Source organism: Sorangium sp. So ce834, assembly GCF_051521425.1.
GTDB classification, from domain to species: Bacteria; Myxococcota_A; Polyangia; order Polyangiales; family Polyangiaceae; genus Sorangium; species Sorangium cellulosum_D.
This window is the reverse complement of the sequence record NZ_CP150351.1, coordinates 9,386,671-9,406,849: the sequence shown is the minus strand read 5'-3', so window position 1 is coordinate 9,406,849 and position 20,179 is coordinate 9,386,671. Positions and strand designations below refer to the sequence as shown.

At 75.6% G+C, this 20,179-nt stretch carries 14 protein-coding genes; 6 read left to right on the top strand and 8 right to left on the bottom strand.

Translation table 11 applies throughout. The annotated features are described in order from the left end of the window. Positions 1-85 precede the first annotated feature (85 nt). Together WMF20_RS34280 and WMF20_RS34275 are read left to right on the top strand one after the other, a co-directional pair. Positions 86-1,030 (top strand): RNA polymerase sigma factor, encoded by a 945-nt coding sequence (locus WMF20_RS34280; RefSeq protein WP_437606049.1) that lies wholly within the window; start codon positions 86-88, stop codon positions 1,028-1,030. Further along, positions 1,027-2,436, top strand: coding sequence for a FecR domain-containing protein (locus WMF20_RS34275; protein WP_437606048.1), 1,410 nt, complete (start codon positions 1,027-1,029; stop codon positions 2,434-2,436). Before WMF20_RS34280 ends, WMF20_RS34275 begins: the two co-directional genes overlap by 4 nt. Positions 2,437-2,480: 44 nt before the next feature. Here WMF20_RS34275 and WMF20_RS34270 read toward each other — a convergent pair whose 3' ends face one another. Next, positions 2,481-2,786, bottom strand: coding sequence for a PilZ domain-containing protein (locus WMF20_RS34270; RefSeq protein ID WP_020738867.1), 306 nt, complete (start codon positions 2,784-2,786; stop codon positions 2,481-2,483). Between the two features lie 226 nt (positions 2,787-3,012). On the opposite strand from WMF20_RS34270, the gene WMF20_RS34265 reads away from it, so the two are divergent. Then, on the top strand, positions 3,013-4,029 hold the full coding sequence (locus tag WMF20_RS34265) for a hypothetical protein (RefSeq protein WP_437606047.1): 1,017 nt from the start codon (positions 3,013-3,015) through the stop codon (positions 4,027-4,029). Positions 4,030-4,093: 64 nt separating this feature from the next. Here the strand turns inward: WMF20_RS34265 and WMF20_RS34260 are convergent, their stop codons facing one another. The 3 genes from WMF20_RS34260 to WMF20_RS34250 all read right to left on the bottom strand — a co-directional run bounded on the left by WMF20_RS34260 (position 4,094) and on the right by WMF20_RS34250 (position 7,531). Next, positions 4,094-4,657 carry a hemerythrin domain-containing protein gene (locus WMF20_RS34260; RefSeq protein ID WP_437606046.1) on the bottom strand — a complete coding sequence of 188 codons (564 nt, stop codon included), beginning with the start codon at positions 4,655-4,657 and terminating at the stop codon, positions 4,094-4,096. A 165-nt stretch (positions 4,658-4,822) separates the two neighbouring features. After that, the gene (locus WMF20_RS34255; RefSeq protein ID WP_437606045.1) at positions 4,823-7,066 is read right to left on the bottom strand and encodes a hypothetical protein; all 2,244 of its coding nucleotides are present in this window, start codon (positions 7,064-7,066) and stop codon (positions 4,823-4,825) included. Between the two features lie 60 nt (positions 7,067-7,126). After that, entirely contained in the window at positions 7,127-7,531 is a 405-nt protein-coding gene (locus tag WMF20_RS34250; protein WP_129578282.1) for a PilZ domain-containing protein, read from the bottom strand. Between the two features lie 48 nt (positions 7,532-7,579). Here WMF20_RS34250 and WMF20_RS34245 point away from each other — a divergent pair, with 48 nt between their 5' ends. From WMF20_RS34245 to WMF20_RS34235, 3 genes are all read left to right on the top strand, one after another. Then, positions 7,580-9,316 carry a class I adenylate-forming enzyme family protein gene (locus tag WMF20_RS34245; protein WP_437606044.1) on the top strand — a complete coding sequence of 579 codons (1,737 nt, stop codon included), beginning with the start codon at positions 7,580-7,582 and terminating at the stop codon, positions 9,314-9,316. A 55-nt stretch (positions 9,317-9,371) separates the two neighbouring features. Next, positions 9,372-10,472: a molecular chaperone DnaJ gene (gene dnaJ, locus WMF20_RS34240; protein WP_129578280.1), complete on the top strand. Its 1,101-nt coding sequence runs from the start codon at positions 9,372-9,374 to the stop codon at positions 10,470-10,472. Positions 10,473-10,573: 101 nt separating this feature from the next. Beyond that, positions 10,574-11,419, top strand: a complete 846-nt coding sequence (locus tag WMF20_RS34235) for a pyruvate, water dikinase regulatory protein (protein ID WP_437606043.1) — start codon at positions 10,574-10,576, stop codon at positions 11,417-11,419. A 277-nt stretch (positions 11,420-11,696) separates the two neighbouring features. Here WMF20_RS34235 and WMF20_RS34230 read toward each other — a convergent pair whose 3' ends face one another. The 4 genes from WMF20_RS34230 to WMF20_RS34215 are packed head-to-tail and all read right to left on the bottom strand — an operon-like array spanning position 11,697 to position 19,889. Beyond that, positions 11,697-12,935, bottom strand: coding sequence for a TIGR02679 family protein (locus tag WMF20_RS34230; RefSeq protein ID WP_437606042.1), 1,239 nt, complete (start codon positions 12,933-12,935; stop codon positions 11,697-11,699). Continuing rightward, entirely contained in the window at positions 12,932-17,062 is a 4,131-nt protein-coding gene (locus WMF20_RS34225; protein ID WP_437606041.1) for a TIGR02680 family protein, read from the bottom strand. The genes WMF20_RS34230 and WMF20_RS34225 overlap by 4 nt, the downstream gene beginning before the upstream one ends. Continuing rightward, entirely contained in the window at positions 17,059-18,330 is a 1,272-nt protein-coding gene (locus WMF20_RS34220) for a TIGR02678 family protein (protein ID WP_437606040.1), read from the bottom strand. The genes WMF20_RS34225 and WMF20_RS34220 overlap by 4 nt, the downstream gene beginning before the upstream one ends. Then, the gene (locus WMF20_RS34215; protein WP_437606039.1) at positions 18,327-19,889 is read right to left on the bottom strand and encodes a TIGR02677 family protein; all 1,563 of its coding nucleotides are present in this window, start codon (positions 19,887-19,889) and stop codon (positions 18,327-18,329) included. Before WMF20_RS34215 ends, WMF20_RS34220 begins: the two co-directional genes overlap by 4 nt. Between the last annotated feature and the right edge of the window lie 290 nt (positions 19,890-20,179).

The window sequence follows — 20,179 nt, the reverse complement described above, 5'->3', positions numbered from 1 at the left end:
GGGCGCCATTGCGGGCCTGGGGAGGCGCCGCGCGAGGCCACGCCGCGGCCTGAATGATCCGGCTGCCGGGCGCATCAGAGGCCTTGTGCATACCGTGGCGGTCGAGACGGGGGCGTTCTGGGCGCACCTCTCGCGGTCGTTCTTGTTCCCGCTCACCTGGGGTGCGCCGAGCGGCCGCGCCGACGAGCTGCCCGCGCGGGAGGCCGAGGGCGCGCGCGTGGCGCTCGATGTGACGTCCGCTGGCGACGACCTCTCTCGCCGTCCGGAGCCGGTCGCCTCGCCATCGAGCTCCATGAGCGCCGAAGGGGCGGATAGGCTTCCGCCCGTGACCGAGCCCGACGACGTGGGCGAGTGGATCCGCCGCTTCCAGAGCGGAGACCCCACGGCTTTCGCCGAGATCTTCCGCCGCTATCGCCGCGACGTCGCGCGGCTCGTCTTCCGGATGCTCGGGCCGTCCGCCGACGCCGAGGACGTCATCCAGGAGGTGTTCATCCAGGTGCACCGGAGCCTGGGGGACTTCCGGGGGCAGTCGAAGTTCACGACGTGGCTCCACCGGGTGACGGTCAACGCCGTGCTGATGGCCCGGCGCGCGGCGCGCTCCCGGCCGGTGTTCTCGGGCGAGCCCAGCGTCGAGCTCGAGGTCGACCGCGGCATGCTCCCGGACGAGGACGCCGCCCGCGCCCGCAGGATTGACGCATTCCGTCGCGTGCTGGAGCGCCTCCCCGAGAAGAAGCGGGTCGTCTACATCCTCCACGAGCTCGAGGGGATCGCGCCGACCGAGATCGCGGAGATCGTCGGCGCGCCGGTCCTGACCGTCCGGACGCGCCTGTTCTATGCGCGCCGCGAGATCGAGGCGATGATGCGCGCCGAGCCCGCGCTCGCCCAGCTCGCCGCCGAGCTGGCCGAGGGCGGCGCGGACAAGGCGGACGGCGCAGGTCCGGAGGCGGCGCGCGCTCGGGTTTCGGTGGGAGGCGCCGCCGTGCGGTATCCCGCGGCGGATCAATCGGCTGTCGACGCGGAGGACATGTGAGCGGCGCAAAGCAGTACGAGCGGGCACGGGAGCACATGGAGCGGCTGCTCCGCGCCGAGGAGCCTCCGGAGCCTCGCTGGGACGCGATCGAGCGCGAGCTGTTCGCGCGGATCGAGCGGCCCGCTCCGCCGCGCCGCGCCGCTCCGCCGCGGCGGTCGCCGCTCGGGCGCGCGCTCGCGTTCGCGGCGGCCGCGGCGGCCATCGCGTTCGCGGTGCTCGCGGCCGGGCGCTCCGCCCCGCCCGTCGTGGCGACGTCGACGCCGCCGCGCGCCCGCGATCTCGCGGACGTGCCGAGGGCCGCCGGGGCGGCCGACGATCTGGATTTTCGCGCCCTCCGGCCGGGCGACGCCGTCGAGTCCGCCGCCCACGCGATCTCCTTCGCCGACGTCGGCTCGGTGCGCTGGACGCTGCTGCCGAACAGCCGCGCCGTGGTGCGCGCCGTCGGCGCGGCGGGGGTCGGCCACGTGATCGCGCTCGAGCGTGGCGCGGTGCGGGCCGACGTCGTCACGCGCGCGCCCGAGGAGGGCCTCGTCGAGGCGTTCGCCGTCGAGGTGGACGGCACCCGCGTCGCGGTGCACGGCACGCTCTTCACGGTGACCCGCCTCGCGGATCGCGTGGAGGTCGACGTGGAGCACGGCACCGTCGCGGTCGGTCCCGCGGCGTACCGCGGCGCGACCACCGCGCACCTGCTCGTCGGTCCGTCGCGCGGCACCTTCTCGCTCGACGGCGGCCGCGAGGCGCGCCTCCTCCAGCGCCCGGCGCCGGAGGGCAACGCCGCGCCGGAGGACAGCGCCGCGCCGGAGGACAGCGCGCCCGCCGCCTCGCCGATGGAGCCGGCGCGTCCACCCGCGCCGCCCCGGCCCACCGCCGGCGCGACCGCCGGCGTGCGCCCGCCGAGCGGCGCCGCCGCGGCCCGTGGGGTGGTCGCTCCTGTGGAGGAGCCCGCCGCAGCATCCGCCGCCCGTGCGATGGTGGCTCCCGTGGAGGAGCCCGCCGCAGCATCCGCCGCCCGTGCGATGGTGGCTCCCGTGGAGGAGCCCGCCGCAACATCCGCCGCGCCCGCCGCCTCGGCGGTCGCCGCGCCGGCGATCGAGCCGGCGCCGGCGGTCGCGGCGCCGGTCGCCGAGGCTCAGGCGACGCCTCCCCCGCCGGCGTTGACGCCGGCGTCCGTGCAGTCGCAGCTGTCGAGCTGTTTCGCGCGCGAGACGGCGAGCGGCCCGTCCCTGGTCCGCAAGTCGATCGTCTCGACGCTGCGCATCTCCGTGCGCCCGGACGGCAGCGTCGCCGCCATGCGCTTCGACCCGCCGCTCCGGCCCGCGCTGCAGGCGTGCGCCGAGGGCCTCTACCAGGGGCGCTTCGCGGGGGGCCCGATGCAGCTCGCGATCCCCTTCATCCTCGAGGACTGAGCGCAGCCGCGGCGGGGAGCGCGGCGCGGCCGCCGCGCGGAGGCTCAGAGCGAGCCGAGGAGCTGCGTGAGCGCGTAGGTCTCCCGCGCACCCATCACCCCGAACTGCACCCCCATCCCCTCGGGGGTGGTCCAGCGCACGACCGACGGGATCGCGGCGGCCTGCTTCAGGCCCTCCAGCGACAGCAGCACCTCGATGCTCGCTCCGAAGGGAGCCGGCGAGGTGGTCTCGATGAACATCCCGCCGAGGCTGATGTCGCGGCATATCGCATCGATGCGCGGGCCGTCGCCGATCCGGAACGCGATCGAGAGCTCGATGGGCTTGCGCGGGTGCTTGCGGTGATCTCGCACGTTCCTCGCTGGTTCGGTGCGCGGCGCTGGAGGTCGCCGCGTGGGGTATTCTGAGGCGGAGAGGAGACGATCAATGTCGCGAGCCGAGAGCGCCTCTGTCAAGCGCCGGGAGCCGCGCTCGGCCCCGTCGACCCGTGGCCCGGCCGGTGGGCTTCTTCGTCGCCTTCGTCGTCTTCGATTTCTTCCCGCGCGCGCGATCGAGGAGCGCGCGGCGGAGCGCCGCGGCTTGCGGCGGCACCTCGAAGGCTGGGAGCCGGGGCTCGTGGCCGTCTTCATCGCGGGCTGCGCGGCGATCCTCGCGGTGCCGCGCGCGGTCGAGCCCGCCGAGCTGCCGCTGCCGCTCGCCGACGCGCGGGCCCTCGCGCGGGTGCGGGACGCGGACATCGCCCGCGCCCGCGAGGCCGAGCAGCTCGGGCTCGACGCCGAGGTGCGCGCGCTCGGCTCCGCCATCCGCGCGTTCGGGATCGTCGACGCCGACGCGGATCACACCGAGGCGGAGCTCCTCGCCGCCCGCAAGCGCGTGCTCGAGGCCGTCGGCCCCGCGCTCGCCCAGGGCGACGAGGCGGTGCTCCGGCTGCGCGCCTACCAGATGAGCTCGTTCGTCCGCGAGGTGCGCCGCTTCGAGGCGACCGGCGAGGCGTCCGACGAGCTCCGCGAGCTCGGCGGCAACTTCCCCGGGCTGCTCCGCCGCAACGCGTGGCTGAGGGCAGGGGCCGCGGGGCCGCGCGGCGGCGGCGAGGCGCGCCGCGTCGCCCTGGATGGCGCCGCGCTCGGGGCGCTGTTCAAGAAGCGCTGGGACGCGATCGTGGGCCTGCGGCGCGCGCCGTTCGGGGTGGCGCTCGACGAGGAGCGCGCGCTGTACAAGTTCCTGCTGTCGCACCCGCTCAGCGGGAGGAGCGCGCAGGAGCTCGCGGCGCCTCCCGCCGCGGACGCGGCGGCGCTCCTCGATTCGCAGGCGAGCGATCCGGGGCCGCGCTCGCCCGCGGCGGCGCTCCGGGCAGCGGACGCGCAGCGCGCCGAGGAGCACTACCGCCTGAAGAAGATCGACGAGCTCGCCGCGCTCGATCCGGCGTATCCCAGGCACCTCGCCCGCGGCATCACCCTCTACCGGCTGGGGAAGTTCGTGCAGTCGGCGGACGCGTTCCGCAGCCACCTGGACCAGCACCCCGACGGGGCGTACACGCTGCGGGCGCAGAACTACCTGCGCGCGGCGCTGGAGCGCGCGAGCGAAGATCGGTTTTAGTCAGCGCGGCGCTCTTTCCGCTGGGCGAGCGCGCGCTGGGCAGCGCGTCGAGCTCGCCGCGCCGTCACGGGCCCCTGCGCATCCCGCCGGGCCGGTACGGGCGCCCGCTGATCCCCTTGGCGGGGTTGCCCTGCCCGCCGCGCCCCCGGCGCGTCTCCATCTCGTTCATGATCCCTTGCATGGCCGAGGCCTGCAGGAACCGGCGAGCGGCCGGAAACACCTCCTGCTCCTCGCAGGTCACGTGGCGATGGTACGCGGCGCGCAGGTCCTCGATGAGCTGGGGGAGCTTCTCCAGCGCCTCGGCGCCGCCGTCTCGCTCGATCGCGGCGCGCAGCTCGTTGATCGCGCGCTGATGCGCCTTGTGCTCCTGCCGGAGGCGCTCGAGCGTCGGCGCGATGGCCTCCAGCACCGCGAGCCGCGGGAACAGCGAGCGCTCCTCGTCCTCGTGGTGCCGGCTCATCGATCGCTCGAAGTAGGCCACCACGCTGGAGAGGCCCTCGAGCGCGCCGGCCCGCCCGCGGGCATCGCCGAGCGCCCGCGCGGCGCGCGCGAGGTCGTTCAGGTTCTCTTCCAGGCTCCGGTGAGCGGAGGCGAGCTTCTCGAGCGGATCGTTCCGGTCATCGGACATCAATCGATGATCGAACAAGAGCGCGCACGCGTGGAAGTCATTTTCTCTCCGCGCATGCGGTTTCGCGCGCCGCGCGCCGACCATCCGACCCCCTCGCCACCTGCCCGGCGCGGGGACGACATCCCACCTTGAAGGGAGGCTCTCGCCGCGGCGCAGCCCGGGCCGCTACGGGAGGCTCGCGTTGCGGGGCAGCTCGATCCGCAGCTCGGGGGCCAGCATCTCGCGCGCGAGGTGCACCTCGAGCAGGTCGATGACGGGGCTCTTCGACACCGCCCGGAGCCGCTCGTCCGCGCCCGCGTCGCCGGCCGCCTTCTTGGCCATGGCCGTGTAGAATTGCGCCTCGACGCGCTGCGCTGCGTTCTGGGCGAGCTTGCCGAGATCCGCGTCGCTGATCCTGCCGTTCGCCCACGCCGCGAGCTTTCCTGTCCAGGACGCGCGGCTCACCGCGCTGTCCAGCGCGCGGCCCGCGGTGCCGTCCGTCGCGACGCCGAGGGAGCGCTCCAGCAGGAGGACCCAGAGCCCGCCGTAGACGAGATCCTCCTCGTCCAGGTTCGCCTCGAGGCCGCGCTTCAGCGCCCGCCGCGCGGCGGGGAGATCGCGCTCGACGAGCGCGCGCCCCACGGCGTCGAGCATCGTGGCGCCGAGCTGCGGCGGCTCGGCGGCCACCAGGGCGAACGCCCGCTCGTAGGCCCGGGTCGCGCCCTTCTCGTCGCCGTAGCCGTCGAGGATGCGCGCGAGCAGCCGCTCCGTCCGCGCCTTGGCGCCGGGATCCCGCGCGCGCTGCCGGGCGTCGAGCGCGGCGGTGAGCGCCGCGTCGAGCGACTCCTTGGCCCGGTCCTGCGTGCCGGCCTCGCGGTGGAGCTCGAAGGCGAGCAGGTGCGCCTGGATGACCTCGAGCGGCGCGGTGCGCGCGTCCGGCGCGCCCAGCGCCCGCCGCACGTCCTCCAGCGCGGCCTGGAGCTCGCCGGACTGCCGCTCGGCCATCGCGAGCAGCGTGAGCCCGTTGACCGTCGGCTCGGCCGCCGTCGCCGCGCGGAGCAGCGGCAGCGCGCCGGCGAGGTTGCCGGCGCGCAGCTCGAGCGACGCCATGAGGGACCGGACGCGCGCGCCCGACGGATCCAGCGCGGCGCCGCCGCGCGCCGCCCGGTCGGCGAGCACGAGCAGCGGCCCCGCGGCGTTGTAGGTGCGCCGCGCGGCCTCGACGTCGTCGTTCGACGCCTCCTCCGAGAGCGCGCTCAGCACGAGCCCCAGCGCGGCCCCGAGCGCGCCGGCGCTCGGCCGGTCGCCGAGCGCGCCGGCCAGGAGGAGCGGCGTCACTTCCGACATGCCGAGGCGGATCATCACCTGCGAGAGCAGCGTGGCGCTGTCGTAGCTCTGCGGGTCGCGCCGGTAGGCCTCCAGGGCCGTGCCCCAGATCGCCCCATCGAGCAGGTCCTGCAGCATCCCGGTCTCGGCGTCGCGCTCCTGCGTGTCGTGGTTGGCGAAGGCCGCCGCGAGCGCCTGCCACGAGACCGCGTCGCCGTCGGACGCCGCCGCCTGGATCCGGTCGTACAGGCCGGGCGGGATCACCCGGCGCGCGCTCGTGCGGTCGATCTGCTCGAGCGCGCCCTTCGCGTCCCCGTAGCGCAGGAACAGCGCGGCCATGCTCGCGCCGCCCGACTCCAGCGCGCGCGCCGCCTCGACCGCCTCCTCGCGCTCCGGCCGCTTCCCCCCCTGCCGGTACTCGATGTTGAACTCGATCGCGCGGTCGATCCACGCCGCGGTGGCGGCGGCCGCGCGCTGGATCGCCTCCGGGCGGCTGTCGAGGAGCGCGCGCGTGACGGACGCGCGCTGCTCCATGCCGAGCTGCTCGAGCGGCCCGCCGGTGCGCGTGTCCTTCATCCAGCGATCGAGCGCGGTGAGGTGCTCGTCGACCTCGGCGCGGGCCCGGCTGCCGGCCGGCAGCCCGGCGGCGCGGAGCTCCATGAGCGCCCGCACCCGCCCCTCGTCGCCGCGGGGGCTCAGCCGCTCGATCGCGCCGGCGAGGGCGCGCTCGCCCACGGCGTCGATCATCTCGGCGTGGCCCTCGCCGGGACGGACCAGGTAGAGCGCGCCGCGGACGCTGTCGACGCCCCGGTCGGCCCGCCCGGCGTGGAAGCGCGCCGCGGCGTGCGCGAGCTGCCGGCGGACCACGCCGATGAGCAGGCCCGTGCGCTGCGGGCTCTGCTTGCCGTCGCGCACGATCGTGTAGAGGCTGGCGGAGAAATCGGCGTCGCGGACCTCGACGGGGGCGGCGCGGCCTTCGGCGCCGGGCGGCCCCTTCGCCCCCGGCGTGCCGGAGGCTGCGCAGGCGAGGGGAGAGAGCGCGAGGGCGAGCGCGGCGAGGCCCCGGGCGAGACGGCGCCGGGGGGGCAGGGTCGGCAGCGACATTGCGGGGCAGTGTACACGGGCACAGCGTGCGCGCACCCCCCGGGGCGCTCTGTCCCGGCGCTACCGCGAGCCGTCGCCGAGCCTGCGGCCGAGCAGCTTGGAGGCGAGCGTCTCGCCGAGCTCGTTCATCATCAGCTGCTCGACCACGGCCTCGGTCGCGCCGCGCTCCGCGTCGCTCGCGTACTGGAACTCGATGCCCATCCCCGCCGGGGCCGTCTCCGTCGCCTCGGCGGGCATCACGATCCACTTCACCCGGCCGCGGAGGCGGAGCGGCTCGGCCAGGTTGCGGATCGAGAGGGCGAAGACGAACTCGGTGCCCACCGCGAGCGGGCGCTCCGTGCGGATGAAGGTCCCCCCCTTCGAGATGTTGCGCGTGTAGTCGGCGAAGAACGTGTTGAGTCGCTTGTACTCCACGCTCAGCTCGATCGCGGCGCGATGGGCTGTGCGGCGGTCTGGCTCCGTCACGGCCCCACCCTACCACGGCGCGCCAGGGCCAGAGTAAAGTCGCCGGTCATGGAACTCGGTCATGTCAGGGCGGCGCTCGCGAGCGGGCGGCGCAGGGCGTCCGCGCTCAAGGACGGGGCGCTCGTCGCGGGGCGGGCGGTGACGCAGACGGGGCTCCTCGCCGCGCTGCGTTGGCCGGGGCTCAAGGTCCTCGCGCGCGAGCTCGCGAAGGGCAGGGCGAACCCGTCGCTCCTCTTCCGGTTCTACGCCGAGAACAGCCCGCACCGCATCGCGGTGATCGATCCGCGGGGCCTCGGGCGCCGCGCGGCCGGGGGGGAGGCGACGGCCCCGGCCGAGGATCGGGTCTACTCGTTCTTCGCGCTGAACGAGGCGATCGAGCGGCTCGGCCACGGGCTCGACCGCCGCGGCGTGGGCCCGGGCGCGACCGTGCTGCTCGCGCTCAAGAACCGCCCCGAGTTCGTGATGTGCCAGATCGCGCTCGCCCGCGTCGGCGCGTCCGTGGTGACGGCCTCCTGGCGATCGACCCCGGCGGAGCTCTCGTACCTCGCCGGCCACTCCGGGGCGCGGCTGCTCGTGTTCGACGCCGACATCGCCGACGTGATCCGCGAGGCCGCGCCCCGGCTAGAGGGGATCCCTCCCGAGGCCATGATCGCGGTCGGCGAGGGCGCGCCGGGCTTCTCGCGCTTCGACGAGCTGCTCGCCGAGCCCGGCGCCGCGCCGGACCGGAGCGAGCGCGCCGCGGTGGTGATGTACACCTCCGGCACGACCGGCAAGCCGAAGGGCGCGGTGCGCGGCTTCGGCGGCGGGGTCGTCGTGTCGGCGCTCGGGGCGATCGGCGCGACCCCGATGCGCGCGGGCGACGTGCACCTCGCCGTGTGCCCGCTCTACCACCTCACCGCGTTCGGCTTCGTGAACCTGTCGCTCGTCCTCGGCGCGACGATCGTGATCTTGCCGGAGTTCCATCCGGAGCTCTTCCTCGAGGCGATCCAGCGCTACCGCGTGACCACCACGGCGGTCGTCCCGACGATGCTCCACCGCGTGCTCGAGCTCGGCGAGGCGCGCCTCCGCGCCTACGACACGTCGTCGCTCACCGCGATCTTCACGGGCGGCGCGCCGCTGCCGCCGGCGCTCGCGGCCGAGGTCATGGGGGTGTTCGGCGACAAGCTCTTCAACTTCTACGGCGCGACCGAGACGGGCATCGTGACGATCGCGGGCCCCGAGGATCTGCGCGCGTCGCCGGGCACCATCGGGCGCCCGGTCGCCGGCAGCGCGCTCCTGCTCGTGGGCGAGGGCGGCGAGCCGTGCCGGGACGGCGAGGTGGGCGAGCTCTACGTGAGGAGCCCCCTGCTCGTGTCCGGCTACCACAGAGATCCCGGCGCCACGCGCGCGTCGACGCTGGACGGCTACTTCTCGGTCGGCGACCTCGCGCGCCGCGACGCGCGCGGCTGCTACCACATCGAAGGTCGCAAGCGGGACCTCATCATCTCGGGCGGCGAGAACGTGTACCCCGCCGAGGTCGAGGCGGTGCTCCACGATCACCCTGCGGTCGCCGAGGCCGCCGTGGTGGGCGCGCCGGATCGCGCCTGGGGGGAGCGGGTGCGCGCGTTCGTCGCCCTGCGCCCCGGCGCGTCCGCGAGCGAGGACGACATCAGGGCGCACTGCCGCGCCGCGCTCGCGGGCCCCAAGGTCCCGCGCGAGATCGTCTTCGTCGACGCGCTGCCGCGCAACCCGACGGGCAAGGTGATGAAGCGCGAGCTCGCCGGAGCCGCGCGGAAATCGGCCTGATAGCCCCGCCGGTAGCCGCTGTCCCGGGGGGGCGATCGATGCTATTTCGCACCTCGTGCGGGATCCGTACGAAGTATTGGGCGTCGAGCGTTCCTCGACGCAGGATGAAATCAAGAGCGCTTTCCGGCGGCTCGCCGCGCAGCACCATCCCGACAAGAACCCGGGGGACCAGGGCGCGCACGTCCGCTTCAAGGAGCTGAACGCGGCCTACCAGATCCTGAGCGACCCGCAGAAGCGCGCGGCGTTCGATCGGTTCGGCCCCGCCGCCGTCGGCGCCGCCGCCGGCTCGGGCTTCCAGGGCGTCCCCTTCGACATGCAGGACCTCAACCTGGACGCCATCTTCGGCGACCTGCTCGGCGCCCTCGGCATCAAGGTGGGCGACCGCGGGACGCTCCAGAAAGAGGTGCGGATCAGCTTCGAGGAGGCGGCGTTCGGCTGCACGAAGCAGATCACCTACGATCGCGTCGAGCCGTGCGGCGACTGCGCCGGCTCGGGCTCGGCGCCCGGCTCGTCGACCGAGCGGTGCGCGGCGTGCGCGGGCCGCGGCCGCGTCCGGATGCAGCAGGGGATGTTCCCCATCGCGATCGAGCGACCGTGCGGGAAGTGCCGCGGCACGGGGCGGATCGTGATCGACCCGTGCAAGACGTGCCGCGGCGCCGGCCTCGCGGCGAAGCAGAAGACGATCGAGGTGACCATCCCCCCGGGCGTGGAGAACGGCGCGACCCGGCTCGTGGAGCGCGGCGGCAACGCCGTCCGCCCCGATCGCGGGCCGGGCGACCTCGAGCTCACCATCCGCGTCGCGCCGCACGAGCTCTTCCGCCGCGTCGGCGACGACGTGGTGTGCGCCGTGCCGATCTCGTTCGCGCGCGCGGCGCTCGGCGGCGAGCTGGAGATCCCGACGCTCGACGGCAAGGGCCGGCTGCGGATCCCCCCGGGCACGCAGCCGGGCTCGGTGCTCCGCATCAAGGGCAAGGGCATACCGCGCCGCGTCGTCGGCGGGCGCGGCGATCAGCTCGTCGAGGTGAGCGTCGAGGTGCCGACGCAGCTCACCGCCTCGCAGAAGGAGCTCATCTCCCAGCTGGCGAAGGAGCTCGGCGAGAGCGTGCAGCCGCAGCAGGTCACCTTCATGGACAAGCTCAAGGGGCTGTTTGGTTGACCCGCCCCGCGCTCGCGGGCGATCCTCTGCGTCCCGCTGAACGCCGAGGCACGACCGCTGCCTCGAGCGCCTGCGCCGACACGGCGACGGAGGCATCGGACATGGACAAGCCGAAGTTCATCGACGTCCTGAGCGACTCGACGGGAGAGACGGCCGAGAAGGCCGTGCGCGCCGCGCTGCTCCAGTACCCGGACGCGGGGGTGCAGATCCGCCTCCACACCCGGGTGCGCACGCCGGAGATCGCGCGGCCGGTGCTCGAGCGCGCGGCCCGGGAGGGCGCGCTCGTGGTGTTCACGGTGGTGAGCCCCGAGCTGCGCGAGTTCGTGCACGCCTCGACGGCCCAGCTGAACATCGAGGCGATCGATCTGATCGGCTCGCTCATCGTCCGGCTCGGCACGTTCCTCGACCGGGAGCCGATCAACCTGCCGAGCGCGATGCTGCCGCTGAGCGAGGAGTACTTCCGGCGCATCGAGGCGGTGGAGTTCGCGGTGAAGAGCGACGACGGCAAGGAGCCGCGGAACTTCAAGCGGGCGGACATCGTCCTCGTCGGCGTCTCCCGCACGTCGAAGACGCCGCTGTCGACGCTGCTCGCGCAGCGCGGCCTCAAGGTCGCGAACTTTCCCCTCGTGCTCGGCGTGGCGCCGCCGCCCGAGCTCATGGATGCCCCCCAGGACCGGGTCGTCGGCCTGACCATCGGGATCGACCAGCTCTGCGAGATCCGGCAGGCGCGCCTGCGGCAGCTGGGGATGCCCGCCGAGACCAACTACGCGATGCGCGAGCACGTCCGGCAGGAGCTCGACTACGCGAGCCGGCTCTTCGCCGCGCACCCGGAATGGCCGGTGGTCGACGTCACCGGGCGCGCCATCGAGGAGACGGCGGTGATCATCCTGGAGCACCTGAAGGAGCGCGACGAGCGCGCGAAGGCCGCGCGCTCGTCGCTGATGTGAGGCGGCGCTAGCGGGCGAGCCGGACGCGCGGCGCTGCCGCACGGCGCGCAGGCAGGGGAGCGGCGTGTCCGGGTGGGCTGCGGCATGTCCAGATGGGCGTGCGGCGTGTCCAGATGGGCTGCGGCATGTCCAGATGGGCGTGCGGCGTGTCCAGATGGGCGTGCGGCGTGTCCAGATGGGCGTGCGGCGTGTCCAGATGGGCGTGCGGCGTGTCCAGATGGGCGTGCGGCGTGTCCAGATGGGCGTGCGGCGTGTCCAGATGGGCGCGCGCACCAGATCAGCGCGCGCCCGCGGCCCGCAGGTCCGCGAGCAGCGCCACCACCACCCCCTCCTCGTGCACCGCGCGCCCGTCCTCGCGCATGGCGGCGCCGAGCGCCTCGTCCCAGGCCGCCGCGACCGGCGCCCCGGCGAGCTCCACCCCCTTCGGCGCTTCGCGGTAGTCCGCAGCGCCGTACCGCCATGGCAGGGCGCCGTGGCACCCGATCACCACGTTCCCGATGCGGACGCCGCCCCAGTCGAAATCGCCGTGGTACCGCAGCGTGGCCCCGGCGCCGCGGAGGCGCTCCAGGAGGAGCCGCGCCGCGGTCCGGACCTGCCCCTCCACGCAGACGAGCGGCGCCCCGCGCGGGCCGAGATGATCGGCTGCCGCCGCGAGGATCGCAGGGTTCTCGCAGACGAACACCTCGCGGCCTGATAGATCGAAGCGCGGCGGCGCGCGCCGGAGCTGCCGGACCGCGAGCCGGCACGGCTCCCCGGCCTCCGCGTGCATCGCCAGCACCCGGCCGGCCAGGCTGTCCGGCGCCGCACCCAGGTTGAGCACCAGCACCGGCGCGCTCAGCTCGTCCAGCAGCACGCCCGACTGATCCCACACGTCCCGCCGCTCCGCCGCGCGCGCCCACCGCGCCACCCCGGAGACGGCCGCCGCGAACCGGATCACCAGCGCGCCGAGCGGCGCGCCTGCGTCGAGCGCGTGGCTGTCGCCGGTCGCCGACGCCGCGAGCTCGGCGAGCGGGATGCCCTCGGCCGGCAAGCGGCGGACGACCTCCACCCCCTGCCGCAGGAGACGCCGCGCCACCTCGACATCGCCGCAAGACAGCCGCCGTACGAGACCGGTCGCCCGCAGATCGTCGAGCCACGCGACCACCTCCGCCCGGCGCTCACACGCCGCCGCGGCCTCCTCGAAGATCGCCCGGAAGGCCGCCTCGACCCGGGCCGCCTCCGCGCGGCGGTCCCACGCCGGCCCCGCGAGCGCCGCCACCGCCGCCTCGAGGCCGGCGCAGATCTCCGCGTCCCGCAGGAGCTGGTCGAGCTCATCCAGCGACACCGACAGGACGGCCCCGCGCATCACCCGGCCGAGCAGGCGCTCCACCGCGGCGCGCTCCGCCGCCGCCGGCGCGCTCCGCCGCACGACGGCGCCCCGCAGCGGCTGGCCGCGCTCCAGCCGCCGCCGCGCCTTCTCGATGATCCACCCGAGCTCCGGCGCGCCGAGGACCTTCCGCAGCCGGTCGCCGCTCACGAGGAGCCGTCGCGGAACATCGGCCCCGGCGTGGCGCGCGGCGGCTCCGCCGGCGCTGCCGCGCCGCTCGCGCGCACCCGCTCCCGCCCGTTCCACACCCACCGGGTCACCCCGACGGCGTCGATGTCGGGCTTCACCGTGAGCTGGTGGATCGACAGGCCGGGCAGCGTCGCGTAACACCCCCACTCGCGCTCGCTCGTCATCACGAAGTCCAGGTCGAACGCCGCGAGCAGCCCCATGCACTTCGCGCGCATGTCGGGGTCGATGCCGACGAACGCCTCGTCGAGCAGGATCAGCCGGGGCGCGTGGGGATCCGCGCTGCGGTAATGCGCGGCCGCCGCCGCGAACTGCGGGATCGTCAGCGCCAGCGCCTTCTCACCGCCGGAGCCCGTGCCGTACGTGCGGCGCGTCAGCCGCTTCCAGATGCCGTCCTGGTGGCGCTCCACCGCGAACGCGTGCCACGCGCGGTAGTCGAGCGCGCTCGCGAGCTGCTCCTGCCAGCTCGCCGCCTCGTCCCGAGCGCGCACCTCCTCGATGCGCGCCTTCAAGAACCCCGCGAGCAGCTCGCGGTCGGCGAGCGACCAAGTGCCGCCCGCGCGCATCAGCCGCTGCCTCGCCTCCGGGAGCCCCGGCGGCCCCTCCGCGAGCGGCGTCCACGAGAAGCGCAGCCTCATCCCCGTGCTCGTCGGCCGCGCCTCGAGCTCCTGGTTCATGTCGCGCACCATCGCCTCGCACCGGTGCAAGAGGTCGTGCAGGTGGCTCGCGACCTCGCCGATGAGGTGGTTCTCCAGCACCTCCCGCTCCCGGGCGTCCAGCATCATGCGGCGGTGCGCCACCTCGTCCGCCAGCATCCGCTGGAGGTCGTGCACGGCCCACGTCCGATCCTGGAACGGCACCGTCACCGCGATGAGCCCGTCCTCGCTCGTCGTCTGCGGCCCGTAGCCGTGCGGCAAGAGCGCGTCCCGCAGCGCCTCCACGTGCCGGAAAATGCCCCTCTGCAGCCGGTCCCACGCCCTGTCGTCGTGCTCGACATCGCCGCTCGACGCCTCGATCCTCCGCGCCACCTCGACCGCCCGCGTCGGCGACCACCCCGCGGCCACGTCCGCCGTGAGCTCCACGTCCGCGAGATCGAGCACCGAGAGGAAGCGGGCCCGCGCCATCACCGCGAGCGACTCGATCTGCTTCGCCCGCTCGAAGGTCGCCCGCTCGACGGCGTCGCGGAGCGGCTCGAGCCTCTCGTGCGCGCGCCCCTCCTCCACGCGCGCGTCGACGTGGGCCTTCTGCGCGCCCTCGAGCGCAGCGCTCAGCGCCTCGTGCCGCGCTCGCGCCGCCGCGAGCTGGCGCAGGATCTCCTCGACCCGCGCGCCCGTCGTCCGCTGCAGCGTGTCTCGGCGCACCTCCGCGTCGTGGCGACGGGCCACGGCGCGCCGCCGCGCGTCACCGCGGTCGGCGGCGCGCTCGGCGGCGAGCCGCGCTTCCTCCTCGGCCTGACGCGCGCGGCGCGCCGCGAGCGCCGCGGCGCGCGCGGTCGGCCAGAGCGCCGCCGCGGCCCGCTCCAGCGCGGCGAGCGCGGCGTCGTGCCGATCCAGCGCGTCGACCCACGCCGTGAGCCGCAGGTCCCGGGCGGCCCGGTCGCGCTCCGCGAGCGCCTCTGCCTCGCGCCGCTGCCGCGCGAGCGCGCGCTCCTCCTCCGCGGTCACCGCCGCGCGCGCATCGACGACGCCCGCCGCCGCCGCCTGCTCCGCCGCGAGCGCGCCCCGCAAAAGGGCGTCCGACGGCGCCCGGGCCGCCTCGTCCCGGGCGGCGCGCTCCCGGCGATCGAGCTCCGCGAGCGCCGCCCTCGCGGCGGCGCGAGCCGCCGCCGCCGCGCGGAGCTCGGCCTCGAGCGCCGCGAGCCGCCGCCTCCGGGCCGCCTCCCGCGAGGCCTGACCGATGTGCTCCGCCTCCGCCTTGGCCCCGGCGCCGTGCAGCGGCCCCAGCGCGAAGCTGCCCGACACGTCGACCCAGACCCGCCCCGATCCGCGCCCGGCGCCGACCCGCGCGAGCACCAGGTCCACCACCTCCGGCGGCACCGGCGGGGCGCCCGCGGCGCCTTCCGCGCCGCCGGCTTCGCCCGGCGCCGCGCGCAGCCAGCGGCCGAGCTGCCGCTCGCGCGGGAGCGCAGGGACCCCGGCGCCCGACAGCGCCGTGTCGAGCACGCCCTCCGCGAGCAGCTGCCCGTCGGGCGTCACCCATGCGTCGAGCAGGCCGGCCGCCTCGAGGGCCGCCTCCAGGCCCGCGCGCGCGGCCGGACCGAGCTCGGGCGCGAACTCGCAGAGATGCCACAGCGGCGCCCCAGGGCGCCCCTCGCGAGCGTCCGGGGCGCGCGAAGGCGGCGGCGGCGGCGGGCGGTGCGCGCCGCGCTCGAGCGCGGACCGCTCTTCCTCGAGCGCGCGCCGCGCCGCCTCCGCCGCCGCGATGGCGCCGTCGGCCAGGGCCCGCTCCGCCGCGAGCCGCCCCTGCACGTCGGCGAGCGCGCGGTGCGCCACCCGCGCCGCAGGGCCCTCGCCGTCGCCGCGCTCGCACCACGCCGCGAGGGCGTCGCAGAGCTCCTCGACCTCCGCGCCGGAGACGCGCAGCTCCGCGAGCCCGGCCGCCCATGTGCGCCAGGCGAGGATGAGCGCGTCCGCCTCTTTCTCCCGCTGCTCCTCTGCGCCGCGCGCCCGCTCCCGCGCGCGCTCGAGCCGCGCGGCGGCCGCCGAGAGCTCCGCCCTCGCGCGCTCCAGCGCGGCGCGCGCCGCCGCGAGCTCGACGTCGAGCCCGCGCACGAGCGAGACGCCCCGGCGGCGGTCGGTCACGTCGGCGTCGAGGCGAGCGCGCGCGCCTGGCAACGCGCGCTCCGGGTCGGCTTCCCAGCCGTCAGGCAGCGCCGGCGGCGCCAGCGCGACGGCCGAGGCCGCGCCCTCGACGAGGGCGAGCGCCTCCGCCAGCGCGCCGCGCTCGGCGCGCGCGTCGGCCTCGGCGCCCTCGAGATCGCGCGCGCGCTGCCCGGCGTGCTCCGTGGCGCGGCGGAGCTCGCGCTCCGCGTCCTCCGCCTCGCGGGCCGCGGCGTCCGCCGCCCGGCGCGCCTCGTCGAGCGCGCGGGCCTGATCCATCTCGGGGCGCTGGCTCAGGGTCTCGACCTCGCGCGCCGCGCCGCGCTCCGCGAGCGACGCCTCCTGCTCGCGCGTCGCCGCCTCCTCCACGCCGGCCTTCGCCCGCTCGAGCCCTGCCTCCGCGGCCCGCAGCTCCCGCATGGCGGCCTCGTAGGCGGCGTGCGTGCCCCGCACGCCGGCGGCGCGGCGCCGCGCCGCGACCCGGACGTAGCGGCGGTACTCGTCGAGGAACGCCGCCGACGCCGCGTTCGCCGCGAGGAAGCCGTCGAGCCCCGCGCGATCTGCCTCCAGGCTCCGGAACGAGTCGGCGAGGTCCGCCACGACCGCGGGCGGGACGGGGGGCAGCGCGCTCGACAGCGCCCTGGAGAGCTGCGCCTCGTCGAGCTTGCGCGAGAGCTGCGGCTGCCGGAGCTGGATCAGGAGGTCGAGCAGCGCGCCGTACCGCTCGCCCAGCCGGAAGAGCCGGCGATCGACGGCGGCGCGGTAGGCCGCGGCGCTCGTGAACACGTCGCCGCTGTCGCCGATCTCCGCCTCGAGCCGCTCCTTGCCGATGGCGGCCCCCGCGCTCTGCAGGAACAGGTCGCGCCCGACGCGCTTCTGGGTGACGAACAGCCACTTGCCGGCGAGCCCGCGCCCCTCGACGGCGTGCAGGCCGCAGCCGAGCGTCAGGTAATGCTCGGTCCCGTCGTCGTCGCGCCGGCCGAGCTCGATCCAGGTGTAGCCGCGCCGCTCTTCGTAGCGGCCGAGCAGCAGGTTCCACTCGATCCGCTTCGCGGGATCCGCGTCCGGCTCCAGGCGATGCGGGCTCACCTCGCCGTCGAGCAGGAAGGGGAGCTGCAGCGCGAGCACGCGCGACTTGCCGCTGCCGTTGTTGCCTCGCAGGAGCAGCCGGCCCCCTTCGAAGTGGAACTCCTCGTTGTCGTAGCGGTAGAGGTTGAGCAGCCCGCTGCGGAGCGGCTGCCAGCGTCGGGTCGAGGGCGAGGGCAGGATCACGGCGTGCTTTCGGTCGTTGTGGGCATCGGCTCCCGCGCCCGCTCGGCGGGCGGCGTCGCCGCGCGTGTGCTCGTCGTCTGCGCCCGCGGACCGGCCGGCGCGGCGACGGCGTACCGGGCGAGCGCCGGGAGCGGCTCGATGCCCGCCGGGGTCCAGCGCAGGAGCCGGAGCGCCGTGAGCCGGGCGAGCGCCAGGTCGGTGAGCTCGATCTCCGCGCCTGGCTCGGTCGCCGCCTTCTTCCAGCGCCCTCGGTGCACGGCGATGAGGCCCGCCACGTGCTGCTCGACCGCGGCCCGGCCGACGCGCTCGTCGTTCCGCGCGCGGCCGGCGAGCCACTCCGCGACGAGCAGCGTCAGGTGGCCCTCGGTGCCCTCCTCCGGCATGGCGAGGTCGGTGAGCTCCTCGTGCGGATCGACCATGGCGAGCCCCTCGCGCCGCGCCTCGGCCACGAGCCCGGTCGCCGCCTCGATCTCGCCGACGATGAACGGCCGCTGGCTCGTGAGGTAGGCGCGCTCGTCCGGGCCGAGGTCGTCGTAATAGACGACCGGATCGTCGAGCAGCCTGCGGAAGAGGCGGGCGCGCAGCGCCTGGTTCCTTCCGTCCTCGGTCTCCGGGGCGAGCTCCTCGACGAGGCACGCGAGCCGCGCGGTGAGGTCGTCGGTCTCGACGGTCGACGGGCCGCGGCGCACGCTCAGCATCGCGGCCAGCGCGGGCCGGTTCACGTTGTAGAGCACGTCGCGGCGCTGATCCGCGATGAACCCCTGCTCCTCTCCCGTGACGCGCGCGAGCACGCGCAGGTCCAGGAGGAGGCGCACGACGTGGACGAGGTCGCGCCGCTGGTCCTGCACGTCGAGCGCGAAGGTGCCGGCCTGGGCGAGCGCCGGATCTCCGGCGAAGTAGCCCATCACGCGCCCGGCGAGCCGCCCGAGCGTGGTCTGGCGATCTTCGCCGTCCAGCGCGAGGAGGGCGAGGCAGAGCAGCACGTAGCGGCGCCGCGTGAAGGGCGTGCCGTGGATGGGGTCGAACGCGGGGCGGGTGCCGTCGGCGAGGTCGGCCGGGGTCTTGCGGAGGCGCGCCTGCTCGACCTCGACGTGCAGCGACCAGCGGGGGAAGCGCGCGAACCAGGCGCGCAGCGCCGCGGCGTGGCGCCGCACGAGCAGGAACGACGCGGCGTGCGCGCCGGCCGCGGGCAGGAGCGGGCTCTTCAGGAGCGCTCGCATCGCCTGCTGTTGCTCGTGCCGCGCCTGGGCTTCGAGGGCGCGCGTCACGGGCCCTCCGGCGGCGCCGGCGCGGGCGGAGGCGCGCGGCGCGGCGCGGGGGCGGCCTCGTCCGGCGCGACGGCGCGCAGCGTGATGACGTGATCCGGACCGCTGAACGTGCCCGCGGGCGTCGTGATGGTCGCGGTCCGACCGTCGCGCGTGGGCGAGAGCGAGATGGCGATCGCGCCGTCCGCGGAGAGGATCTCGCCGTCGCCGGCGGCGAGCGCCTCGCCGAGCCAGTCGAGGAGCATCTCGAAGGCCAAGGGCGAGAGCTCGCCGAGCTGGGACAGGCGCGTGGGCCGGCCGGTCGCGAGCTGGGCGCGCGCGGCGCGGAGCGCGTGCGCTTCCTCGTCCTGCTGGGCGAGGAGGAGCGCCTTCTCGCGGGAGCGGTCGATGACATCGCTCGGGCGCCCGGGCCGCGCGTGCCGTCCGGTGGCGCGGAGGCGCGGCGAGATGCGGAGCGGCGGCGCGTCGAACCACGACCGCGCGGCCGGGACCGGCGCGCCTTCTCGCTCGGCGATCGCCTCCTCGTTGATGAAGAGATGCCGGGCCGAGGCGAGGGCGAACGCGGCGCGCCAGAGCCGGTGGGCGTCGGCGTCGCTCGGGGACGCGGCGAACCATCGGGCGAGGGCGCGGAGGTCGGCCGCCCGGTCGCTGCGGGTGAAGCGGCGGTCGTGGAGGCTCGCGATCGCGGCGAGCAGGGCCGGGATCGCGGCGCGGGCGCGGGCCCGGAGCTCCTCCGCCTGGGACGGCGTGCCCGGGCGGCCGATGAACCAGCCGCGCAAGCCCTCGATCCGCGCGGCCCACCGCGCCGACGCGGCCCGGAGGTCGGCCTCCTCGCCGTCGAGGGCGTCGGCGATCTCGCGCCTGCCGGCGCTCTCCGCGAGCCGCTGCGCGGCCGCCGCGTCGACGCGGCCGAGCAGCTCCGCGATGTCCGCCGTCGCGACGACGAGCTGGCCGACGAAGCGCTCGAGGTAGTCGATGAGGCGCTGCTTGTAGGCGAGGAAGCTCGCCACGTCGGCCCCGTGCAGATCGATGCTGCGCTGGAGGCTGCCCATGAACGCCTGCGCCTGCGTGGTGAGCTCGTCGAAGCGCGCGCGCAGCGTCGAGAGCGCGAGGTGGACCGCGCTGTCGTCGAGCTCCGGCCCGGCGAGCATCCGCGCGACGCTCTCGAGCAGCGTGCGGATGTCGTCGAGCGCCGCGGCCTTCAGCTCGCCGCGCTGCGCGAGCGCCTCGACGTAGGCGCCCACCGCGCGCTCCACGGCCTCTCCCTGCGGCGTGAGCTGGTAAAGAAAGCGCGGCCGGTAGAACTCCTCGACGGTCGCGACATCCGCCGTGTCCAGGTGGGATTGCAGGTTCCCCCACTCGCAGAGCTTCTGGAGCGACGCTTCGACCGAGGCCGGGTCGAGGCCGCCATCGCGGACGGCGCGGCCGACGTCGGCCGGCCTGAGGTGCAGCACGAAGCGCTCCCGCGCCTCGACGAACGATCGCATGATGGCGCGGTAAAGCGCCGCGTTCTCGACCGTCAGGTAGGTGAAGGCCGGAAGCTTCGCGGACGACGTGTCCATGACCCCTGAGCAGCTCCTGCGCGCTCGTGCGCTGGTGCCTTTGCCCGGCAGCGCGTCGTCGCTACCTGTGGCCGGTTTCGTATCGCTGTCAATCGAGGGTTGCGGCCGAATCTCGCAATGTCACCGGCGCGGAGCATTGCAATTATTCATGGCAAATTCTCATGGTCTTTCGCTTTCCTTCCTCATTCTGGCTCATGCCTCGTTGTTCTGGCTCATGCTCGAGGTCTCCTGCCGGAGAGGCTTCATGCGGTCTGCTCGACGGACCGACGCGCCCTCCGGCGGACGGCCGA